Origin of the sequence: Streptococcus infantis, from assembly GCF_047464155.1 — a bacterium.
In the GTDB taxonomy this organism is placed as follows: Bacteria; Bacillota; Bacilli; order Lactobacillales; family Streptococcaceae; genus Streptococcus; species Streptococcus infantis_U.
Map to the genome: position 1 here is coordinate 39,014 of NZ_JASHCL010000005.1, position 10,364 is coordinate 49,377.

10 protein-coding genes, 1 tRNA gene and 1 riboswitch are annotated in these 10,364 nt (G+C 39.9%); all 11 genes read right to left on the bottom strand.

All coding sequences use genetic code 11. The features are described 5' to 3' along the window. Positions 1–67: 67 nt before the first annotated feature. Entirely contained in the window at positions 68–796 is a 729-nt protein-coding gene (locus QM810_RS09195) for an ABC transporter ATP-binding protein (protein ID WP_414254637.1), read from the bottom strand. Next, on the bottom strand, positions 796–1,803 hold the full coding sequence (locus QM810_RS09200) for an ABC transporter substrate-binding protein (protein ID WP_414254638.1): 1,008 nt from the start codon (positions 1,801–1,803) through the stop codon (positions 796–798). The genes QM810_RS09195 and QM810_RS09200 overlap by 1 nt, the downstream gene beginning before the upstream one ends. 36 nt (positions 1,804–1,839) lie before the next feature. Further along, positions 1,840–2,598 (bottom strand): ABC transporter permease, encoded by a 759-nt coding sequence (locus QM810_RS09205; protein WP_414254639.1) that lies wholly within the window; start codon positions 2,596–2,598, stop codon positions 1,840–1,842. Beyond that, positions 2,561–2,851: an MTH1187 family thiamine-binding protein gene (locus QM810_RS09210; RefSeq protein WP_414254640.1), complete on the bottom strand. Its 291-nt coding sequence runs from the start codon at positions 2,849–2,851 to the stop codon at positions 2,561–2,563. The genes QM810_RS09205 and QM810_RS09210 overlap by 38 nt, the downstream gene beginning before the upstream one ends. Positions 2,852–2,925: 74 nt before the next feature. Beyond that, positions 2,926–3,028: riboswitch (TPP riboswitch) on the bottom strand. A gap of 78 nt (positions 3,029–3,106) precedes the next feature. After that, on the bottom strand, positions 3,107–4,639 hold the full coding sequence (gene cls, locus QM810_RS09215; RefSeq protein ID WP_414254641.1) for a cardiolipin synthase: 1,533 nt from the start codon (positions 4,637–4,639) through the stop codon (positions 3,107–3,109). A gap of 171 nt (positions 4,640–4,810) precedes the next feature. Beyond that, positions 4,811–5,755 (bottom strand): 3-oxoacyl-[acyl-carrier-protein] synthase III C-terminal domain-containing protein, encoded by a 945-nt coding sequence (locus QM810_RS09220; protein WP_414254642.1) that lies wholly within the window; start codon positions 5,753–5,755, stop codon positions 4,811–4,813. Positions 5,756–5,769: 14 nt separating this feature from the next. Then, complete coding sequence (locus tag QM810_RS09225) at positions 5,770–7,032, bottom strand: F390 synthetase-related protein (RefSeq protein WP_414254643.1); 1,263 nt, start codon at positions 7,030–7,032, stop codon at positions 5,770–5,772. Continuing rightward, positions 7,010–7,825, bottom strand: a complete 816-nt coding sequence (locus tag QM810_RS09230) for an MBL fold metallo-hydrolase (protein WP_414254644.1) — start codon at positions 7,823–7,825, stop codon at positions 7,010–7,012. Before QM810_RS09230 ends, QM810_RS09225 begins: the two co-directional genes overlap by 23 nt. Then, positions 7,800–8,780: an NAD-dependent epimerase/dehydratase family protein gene (locus QM810_RS09235; RefSeq protein ID WP_414254645.1), complete on the bottom strand. Its 981-nt coding sequence runs from the start codon at positions 8,778–8,780 to the stop codon at positions 7,800–7,802. The genes QM810_RS09230 and QM810_RS09235 overlap by 26 nt, the downstream gene beginning before the upstream one ends. Next, positions 8,777–10,051, bottom strand: coding sequence for a glycosyltransferase (locus QM810_RS09240; RefSeq protein WP_414254646.1), 1,275 nt, complete (start codon positions 10,049–10,051; stop codon positions 8,777–8,779). The genes QM810_RS09235 and QM810_RS09240 overlap by 4 nt, the downstream gene beginning before the upstream one ends. Before the next feature lie 188 nt (positions 10,052–10,239). Further along, a tRNA-Pro gene (locus tag QM810_RS09245) sits at positions 10,240–10,313 on the bottom strand. Positions 10,314–10,364: the final 51 nt, after the last annotated feature.

Below are 10,364 nucleotides of genomic sequence, written 5' to 3' on the forward strand. Positions count from 1 at the left end.
TCAGTTTCTCTTTGTAAAAGACAAAAAGGGACTGGTAAATATTAAACTTCACCAACTCCCTTCATTTCTAATTATTTAAGCCCAACTCCTCTAATATCTGTCGTTTATAGGCAATTTTTTGAACTTCCTTATCTTCAGTTTCAGACCAATCAAGTTTGATTTCAGCAACAATCTGTCCCGGTCGATTTTTCAAGATATAAATCCGATCACTAAGGTTAAGGGCCTCCTCGATACTATGCGTAATGATGAGTGTCGTCAGGCCTAGCTGTTTATGAATATCAAGATACCAGGCATGAAGTTCCATTTTGGTCATCTCATCCAAGGCGCTAAAGGCCTCATCTAGAAGAAAGAGCTTGTGTCCGAAAAGATAGGTCCGAAGTAAGGCTACACGCTGGCGCATCCCACCGCTGAGTTCATGAGGATACTTGTCCCGTACGGCCGTCAACTGAAAGGTAGCAAGGATTTCATCCGCTTTGGCAATAGCTTCTGCCTTATCCACCTTTTGAATTAAGAGGGGCAAGATGATATTTCCTAGCACCGTCTTATGTTCCAAAAGCAGATCCTTTTGTAACATATAGCTCACGCGCCCCTTGGGATTTTCCTCTCCGTCAAGAATGATTCGTCCTGACTGGACTTCTAAAATGCCTGCAATCAGGTTAAAGAGGGTTGTCTTTCCTACACCACTGGGTCCTAGGATAGAGACCACTTCACCTGAAGTCACTTGCAGGTTAATATCCTCTAAAATCTTTTCATCATCGTAGGCATAGCTTACGTGTTCTAGTCTAATTTCTGTCATTATTTCACAAATTCGTTAGTGAACCCTTTATCAGTCAAGTCTTCCTTAAGGATACCATTTTCTTTATCCCATTTGTAGAAGGCATTCCAGCGATCCGCATCAAATTGTCCCCATTTTTCCTTGTCGCTAGCATACTCTTTTGACAAGTATTTTTGAGATTCAATGACGAAGTCACGTTTATCCTTGAGTTCAGGTGCATTCTTGATGAGGATATCGGCTGCTTCTTCTGGGTGCTCCATGGCATATTGGTAGCCTTTTTTGATGGCTTGGATTACTTTGCGAGCTTCTTCTTTGTTGTCTTTCAGATAATCGTTGTTAGCGATGATAACTGGTGAGTAGTAGTCAAACTCTTTAACATAGTCCTTCAAGTACATAAAGTTGGCATCCACACCTTGAGATTTAGCAAGAATACCATCCCAACCGTAGTAAATCCATGCAGCATCAAAAACGCCATTGGCAATCGGAGTGATCGAGTTTGAATCGTTGTTTGGTACTTTTTCAACCTTGTCAAAGTCTCCACCTTGAGATTCTACCAAGGTTTTCAACATAGCAAGCTCAGTTGGGTCATTCCAAGTTCCGTATTTCTTCCCAACCAAGTCTTTAGGGCTATTGATATTGTCAGACTTACGAGAGATAATTCCTGATGTATTGTGCTCAACGATTGCTGCAACTGCAGTAATGCCTGCCCCTTTTTCCAATTTCTTAGCCATGTAATCTTGGAAATAGATAGCAAATGGCGCCTTACCATTGATCACCAAGTCAGATGAACTTTCTTCTGGTGGCAATTTCAAATCAACATCCACTCCAGCTTCTTTGAAATAACCTTTTTCTTTAGCTACATAAAGCCCTGTGTGGTTGGTATTTGGTGTCCAGTCTAGGATAAAGTCAATTTTTTTGAGTTCTGCTTCTTTGTTATCCTTAGAAGCTGTTCCTTGGTCACAAGCCACAAGCACGACAGCTAGAAGAGCTGTTACAATCGTTAAAAACACTTTCCATGTTTTCTTCATTTTTATTTCCTCTTTTCTTTTTACAAAACACTTCTTTTAAGTACGTTTCCATTTAATCACATATTTTTCACTGATATCAACTAGCTTCATACCCAGAAGACTGATCAGCGATACCAGAATAATAATCGCGAACATGGTATCATACTGAAACAGTTTTTTGGACTGAATCATGTAGACACCTAGTCCTTCAAAGCCTCCCAACCACTCAGATACCACTGTTGTGATAAAGGCGTAGGAGACACTGACCCTCAATCCTGCATAAAAGTAGGGCAGGCTGACAGGGATTTTAAAATGCCACAGGATTTGCCAAGGATTTGCTCGCATCAAACTAAACAAGGTCAGCATGTCCTTGTCACAATGCCTAAATCCATCTAGAATACTGACGATAATCGGGAAGGTTGTCGTCAAGATAATCAAGACAATCTTGGGCAAGATTCCATAACCAAGCCACAAAACCAGAATAGGCGCTATGGCAATGGTCGGTATGGTCTGGACAACCACCATCATTGGGTAAATCAGGTCATTTAACCAGCCCAGACTATCCATAAGGACGGCCATGATACAGGCTATCAAGACACCCAAGACCAAACCTAACAAGGCTACTCTCAAGGTTGCCCAGCTGTGGTACCAGAGAAATTCTCTGTCACGAACAAAAGACTGAAGGATTTCAAGTGGTGTCGGCAAGATAAACTTTGGTAAGAGTTTTAACAAACCCGCTACCTGCCAAAGAGATAAGACACCCAAAAATCCTAGCAGACTAATGTGCCGTCTCATTATATTTTTCAAGTTTATCATCGATGCTTAAAATCTCTCCTACATTTATTTTCACATTGGCAAAAACATTGTCTGCCCCTTGACCTGCCACTTCTAATGCTTCTTTGAGAATGCGCATGAGTTGATCAAAGTCTCCCTCTAAGACCGTTTCAAAGGGTGTCACTACCATAGTCACTCCTTGAGCTTGCAGATAAGCAATGACTTGATCAATAACAGCTATGCGGTCAATCCCTTGTGACAGGGGTAGGACTTGTAAAGCAATGCTTGCTTTCATTAAAACCTCCTTCTAAGTTACAGTTTTTCTTTGAAAAAAAGAAAAACCTCTTTCATATATGAAAAAGGTGCAAAATTAGGCCAAGTATCGTTCCCTACGCTGGCATTACCCAGATCAGGTGCGGTCGAAGTTTAACACTTCCTCTCAGACTGTACACAGACTCCCATATATTATATGGACATATGATAACGAAAAATAAATAAGATGTCAAGGAAACTGCTTACAGAAAAAGAGACGGTAAACCGTCTCTTTCAATTAAAGCATAGGTGCAAATAACTGTGTTACTTCTTTAATCATCATTTGATACCATGTAGGATTTATGGTGTCCGAGAAGATTTCTTGAGATTGTTCAAAAATTTCTTCAAAATCTTTTCGAATATCCGCGATTGACTCTGTTTTGTAGAGTAGTACTGCATTTTCATAGTGATGAACCAAGCTACGATAATCCAAGTTAATCGTACCTACAGCCGCGAATCGATCATCAACAATCATTTGCTTACTATGGATAAAACCAGGTGTGTATTCAAAAATGCGAACACCCGCAGATAAAAGATCTGGATAAGCTCCCCGTGTTACAAGTTGAATGAGTTTCTTATCTGGTATGTGGGGTGTGACTATTCTCACATCTACACCTCGCATCGCCGCATTCTTTATATCCTCTGTTAAATCATAATCGATAATGAGATAAGGCGTTGTGATATAAACAAAATCCTCTGCTTGATTAATCAGATTTTGATAGACAATTTTACCCACCTTCATCTGGTAGATTGGTTTCGGCCCACTGCCGTATGGGATACAAAGACCGTTACCAGATCGTGTCTGATTTTCCAAATGATACTGATCAAAGTCACTGATTTCCCCACGGTTGATGTACCAGTTCATGAGAAATAGTCTTGTAAAGGCTTGAGTCGCCGGACCATCTATCCGAATTCCACTATCTTTCCAGTGTCCAAAACGTTCAATATGATTAATATATTCGTCTGCAAGGTTGATCCCGCCAGTGTAGGAAATCTGCCCATCAATAACCAAGATTTTACGGTGGTCACGGTTGTTATAGGCCACTGTCATACGAGGAATCACCTTATTAAATTTATGAGCATCAATCCCTTTAGAACGCAAATAAACAGTATAATCCCCAGGCAAAGTCACCATACAACCGATGTCGTCATAGAGCATCTTGACTTCGACTCCCTGAGCTGCCTTTTCTTCCAGAACTTCGAGTATGCTATCCCACATCAAACCCTCTTCGACAATGTAGTATTCAAGAAAAATAAACTTTTCAGCTCTTTTAAGATCCTCCAGCATCTGTTGCCACATTTCCTCGCCACTTGCGAAAAATTGTGAATCTGTCTGGTCATAGACTTCTGCATTACTATCCATATGTAGCAAGGCATTGATAATTCCGTAAGCTGATTTATCTGTCTCCTGTAGTTGCAGATGGAGTTGGCGCCCATTATTCTCATGAAATGCAATAGAATTCAATTCCTGGAGTTGTTTCAGTTCTTTTTTTGATAGCCTTCTTTCACCGAACATGAGATAAAGCAGTGGACCAAACACCGGCACAAAGGTCACAATCAACCAAGTCACCTTGCTCTCAGGAGACATGGAGCGATTGACAATCGCTATAACAGTTGCCACGCTAACCAGAAATACAAGGGAAACCCAAACAAGCGGAGCAATCTGACTCATGTAAAGAATAATGCCAAAAATAACAAATAATTCTATCAGAATTATCGCAATACTAAAGCCATACTTGGACATCAATAATCGAAATTTTCTTGTCCCCATATCTCCCTCTCAATTTCTAAGTCTACTCCCTAATTCAACGTCTGAAAACGCTTGTCACCTTCTAGTATACTTAGTTTCATAAAACTTATCAAGCTTTTTCTGTATAGGCCGATAGTTCTACGTTTAAAATTAATTTAAAAAGCAGGCTACTTATAAGTGCCTGCTCTTATTTTACAATTTCAAAGCCAACATATTGACCGTCATACCAGCTGCAGTTCCCATCAAGAAGATGGTATCTCCTTCCTTCACATAGCCATGATCGAGTGCATAGGCCAAGCCAAAAGGTACCGCAACGGAAACCATATTCCCATACTCACTGACAATATTGAGATACTTGTCTTTGCTAACTCCTAATTTATCCATGACAAGTGGTAATGCTCGACTAGCTTGGTGTGGAATAATATAGTCTACAGCATCTTTAGAAATACCAGATTTCTCTTGGAATTCTTGGAACATTTCTGGAATGACACGAGCAGAAAGCAAGAGGATTTTCTTCCCTTTCATATCAAACATGAAATTGGTCTTCGTCTCTTCAGAGTACTCTTTTGGTTGATATGAAGTCAAACCTCCACGGATTTCAGTATCGTGAGCTCCCTCCGACCAAGTCCGTTGAAGGCTTGCTATTACTCCCTTATCCTTGTTACTTGCTTGGAAAATAAAGGCTGCGGCCCCATCACCAAAGAGTTCATAACTTTCTTTTTGCTTCGGATTGAGACCCAAGCTACCAACTTCACTAGATACAATCAAAACGCGATGATATTCTCCTGCTTCAATCAAATGTGACATAGTCGAAAGAGCTGAAATAAAACTTGTACAAGTCGTGTTGATATCCATAGCTGGTATAGAGAGCCCTTTTGCCACGCGCTCATGAATCAAAGCAGCTGTACATGGAATAGGCTGAACACCCACCGCACTAGCTGATACAAGGCAATCAATATCTTTCATACTTAAGTTTGCATTTTCAAGTGCACATTGGATAGCCGCTTCTGCCAAATCTAGCTGTGTTTCTTCATTTTCAACCACACGATGACGGGTTTGGTCTTTAAATTGCACTGTATTTTTTGGAAGGTAAACTCCATAGCCTGCAATTTCTACATGTCTTTTCACTTCTGTCATAATCTTTTGTCCTTTCATAAACGTTGGATACGTTTGAGCTTACGACTTGTATCCCAATGATAATCTGAAAATCGTATTTCAGGTGCTTTAAACTCTTTTTGTTGAGCTAAGAGTCTGAATTGCTCTGTGATTGCTGTTTCTACTTGCTCGTCCCTTCGACTCAGACAAACTTCCACTAACTTCTCAGAATGTTGTTTGACTTGGTAATCTCCGACATTCTCCACAAAGAGAATGCAACGTCTGATAAAGTCAGGATAAATCGTGACCTGACCTCCATCTTGTCCATCAAAATAGAAGATGTCGTCAGAACGCCCTTCAACCTTGTCAATCCTTGTATAATGAGATCCACAAGGACAAGGTTCAGGATTTTCAACCAAGATATCGTTGAGCTGATAGCGATAAACAGGCTGACTACTCCGCTTAAAATCAGTAATGACTGGATAAAAACGACGGTCATCCAAATAGTGTTTTTCCACAAAAATGATATCTTCGTTGAGATGAAGATTCCCAGCCGAGCACGTACAAGCTAAGAAACCTTCCGTTGCTTGATAAACCTGATCAATAATCGGTAACTCAAAAGCGTTCGAAATTCGCTCCTTATCACTATCTTCCAAGATTTCAGCCACCGAAACGATCTTTTGTGGGTGAATGACTAACTCCCCAGCTTTTAGACGTTTGCTCAATTCAATCAACATAGAAGCAGGTGCCACCACAATGGTCGGTTGATAATTGTTGAGACGCTCGATATGCTCATCTGTATTCTTGAAAATATCAAAGTACTCTAAACGAATAAGCGCCGTATTGATGGTCTGATACAATTCATTATCCGCTCTGAGGAAAAAGGCTATGCGGTGCCCAAAAAGGTGACCTTTAGGCAACATCTTTGCCAAGATAGCTGCTGCCCACATACTTCTCTCTTTTTCAGTTGTGATAAAGAGTCCCCGGTGTCCAGATGTCCCAGAAGACAACCCAACAGCTATTTCACCTTTGAGTTCTGTAAAATTTCGAGTCTTCTCACTTTCGATAGCCAATGCCAAGGCCTCGTCTCGATCCACACCTTGAGTATTAAGCTCATTGAAATGCGTCATCATAAATGCTTTATCCATATGGTCAAAGTCGTTAGGTACACCATTTTTAAAATAAGGCGATTCACGTTTGAGAAAGTCCATATAGGCAGCCAACTGCTTTTTCTGATAGTTTTCTAAGGCTTTTCGAGATTTAAAATTATGTAGCCAACGAGTTTGGATAAAGGTTTTAAGAAAGGTTATTTTTTTCATACAAGATCCGCTCAATCCTTTCTACAGGGTCATGGCTAACTAGCACTTCTATTCCATCCTTTAAAACCTCTTCCAAGAGCTCTGTTCCTTTGATATAGTCATCCTTACTATCTTGCACCAAGGAAGGAACCAGATGCATCTGTTTGGTGTAAGGTAAAAGGTCAATTCCCCAACAAAGATCTGCTGCGATAAAGAGATGATAATCTGGAATAAAGAGACAGGCTTGGCCCTTAGCATGCCCATCGATAGAAGCAACGAAGATACTACCATCTCCAAACAAATCATAGGTAGGACGGTAATTAAAGTTGGAGTTTTGCTGATTTGCCTTGATGACTGTCAATCTTTCATCGAAATCACTCGGCAAAAATTCTTTAAAAATTAAATCTTTTAGTTTGGGTTTCTTGTAAACATCATACACTTCCTGGGTCAGGATAAAGTTTGCATTCGGAAAGAAGCTAGCCCCTCCTAAATGATCTGGATGTAGATGAGACAGCAGGACAAACTTGATTTCTTCTGGTTTAATTCCTTTAGCCTTCAGCAAATGCGAAATCTGATCCTGCTCTGTCATTTGAACGGGCGTCCCCAAGCGATATAAAGCATATCTTAGTTTTGTCTTAATATTGTAGTGATAGCCAGTATCATATAGCAGATAACCTTTATCCCTGTGCTTAATCAAAAAGACACCTGCTGGGAAAATCATCTTTCTATTCTTGACACCTTTAAAGAGCAAACCAGCATAACTAGTACAGTATCCCGCTGGGAAATACTCAATGCTTTCGATAATCTTGGACATATTGTTCAATCCCTTCTGAAATACTAATTTTCGGACGATACCCCAATTCCCTCTCAGCCTTGCTAATATCTAGAGTTTGACTATAACGAAGTAGATAATAGGTATATCGTGTTAAAGGCGGTTCCCCTTTCAGATTCAAGGACTTGTAAAGAAACTCTAAACTACTTGCAATCCCTGCTAATAGAGATGCTGGAATTTTTCTATATTTGATTGGATAACCCAGACCTGTCAAACTTTCCTCTAACAAATCTCTAAAAGCCCTCGGTTCACCATTAGTAATGTTATAAACCTCACCTTTGGCTTCTGGAGCTTCTATGGCCAAACGGATTGCCAGAGCAACATTTTCCACGCAAGTCATGTCCATGAGCTGACGCCCATCCCCAATCAAAGGAATGCCAATTTTTTGACTCAGATTAATCACTCGTGGCAAAATGCTGGTATCTCCAATTCCAAACAGCCCCCGAGGTCTCAAGATAATACTCGGAACATCTGGATAATCTTTAAAGAGCTTCTCTGAAGCCAATTTGCTACGGATATAATTATTGAGATTATTTTCTTCTGGAGCATCACTTTCTTTGATAGCCAACTGATCCTTAGGAGCAGCATAGATGCTTGGTGAGGATACATAGACTAAACGTTGAATACCTGTTTGGCGACATGCCTCGAGAACATATTTTGTTCCTAAAACATTAGCCTGATAAAAATCTTCCCAAGGCCCCCAAACTGTTGACAGTGCTCCCGCATGAACGACCAGATCCATCCCCTTGCAAGCCTCTAGCACATCATCAGCTTTGGTCAAATCACCCTGAAAATAGCTAACCGAAGAATTCTCTAAAGAGCGACCAACCTTACTGTTTCTACCAAAAGCTCGAACCTGATAGCCATGCTCGACTAATTCTTTTACGACATATTTACCCAAGAAACCTGTCGCTCCAGTTACTAAAACTGTTTTCATTTTTCTTTCTCCTTATCCGCTAGCAGACGATGGATTTCACTCTCTAAAATTTCCGTCGGATGGTAAGAATGTGCAGCTTGGCGTAAAATCTCTAATTCGGACCAATCCTCTTTAGCTAATAAACTATCAAAGGCTTGTCCAATTACCTTGCTATTATCTCTTTTAGCTGTAAAAGCAACACCCGCTTCCACCCCACGAACGGCATAATCAAATTGGTCATAATCATGAGGCAAAATCAAAGCTGGTTTGCCATAAATGATACATTGATAAAAAATCCCAGCCCCCCCGTGATGAATCACGTAATCCATCTGGGGAATGTACTCCTTATAGGGGAGATAAGAAACTACGGAAAGGTTCTCCATGAGATTTTCACATTGGAAGGACTCTCCACCTACACCACGAGTTACAAAAAAGTGACAATCAGGATGAGCTTTTGCAAGTTGCGTAGCTTGATAAATAAGATTTTCTTTGGCCCAAGCTAGTTGTGTCCCACAAGTCATCAAAACTTTCTTTCGCTCCATAAAAGGAGACAAATCTAAAGGATAATCCTCTCCTGCCTCAACTGAAGCACCAGAGGGCCCTAGCCACTTGTAGTGTTCTGGGAATCCCTTTTTTAACTCTACCTCTTTCATTCCAATACCTAGAATAGAATAGGGAGAATAAATGGTCTCATGACCTAGTTGATTATACAATTTAAAATTATATCTTTTTAAGCGATCACGAAACGAAAAAGATACAATCCGTTTCACTAACCGAGTTGCTTTTCTACCTAAAAATTGTACTGAAACTTGCCAACGATTCTTGGGACTTCCCAGTCCACCAAAGAAACAAGGAGGACCATCTGTCGTTTCAATCGCAAACTGGGTCGCCATAGTTGATATCCACGGAATGCCAAGTTGATTAGCTACTAAACCTCCAGACAAGGTTATAAAATCAGCAATGACGATATCAGGGCGATTTTTTTGCCACTCTTCCAATAATTGATCTGAAACTAGATTAATTAAATCAATACTTGCTGAAAGTTGATGATAGGCTGATATAATTCCTAATTGCTGATCATTATTTGCGGCACGTTCAAAATCCTCTATGTGATTTTCTAATATTGGAACTACATTAAAACCTGCAGCATCAGCAACGGCTTTTTTTTGAAGACCAGTGAATAAACGAATCTCATATCGAGGGTTATTAAGTAAAGGTATTAATAAATTCATTGTTGGATACAAATGTCCACTTAAAGGGACAACTACAACATCAATTTTAATTCTTTTCATATGTCTAGGATATCAAATTTTAAAAAAAAGAACTATCGATAAGATAATTCTTTACTTATTTATTAGTTTTGACATAAAAAGGTAACGAAACATTTAAGAAAGTGCAATATGAATTTACAGATAATAATGATAAAAATCAAATATAAAAATAAAAAAAAGGCAACTGCCTCAATTTAAGTATTGACTAATCGGGAAGACAGGATTCGAACCTGCGACACCTTGGTCCCAAACCAAGTACTCTACCAAGCTGAGCTACTTCCCGAGTTAAATGTTTAATGCACCCTAGAGGAGTCGAACCTCTAACCGCCTGATT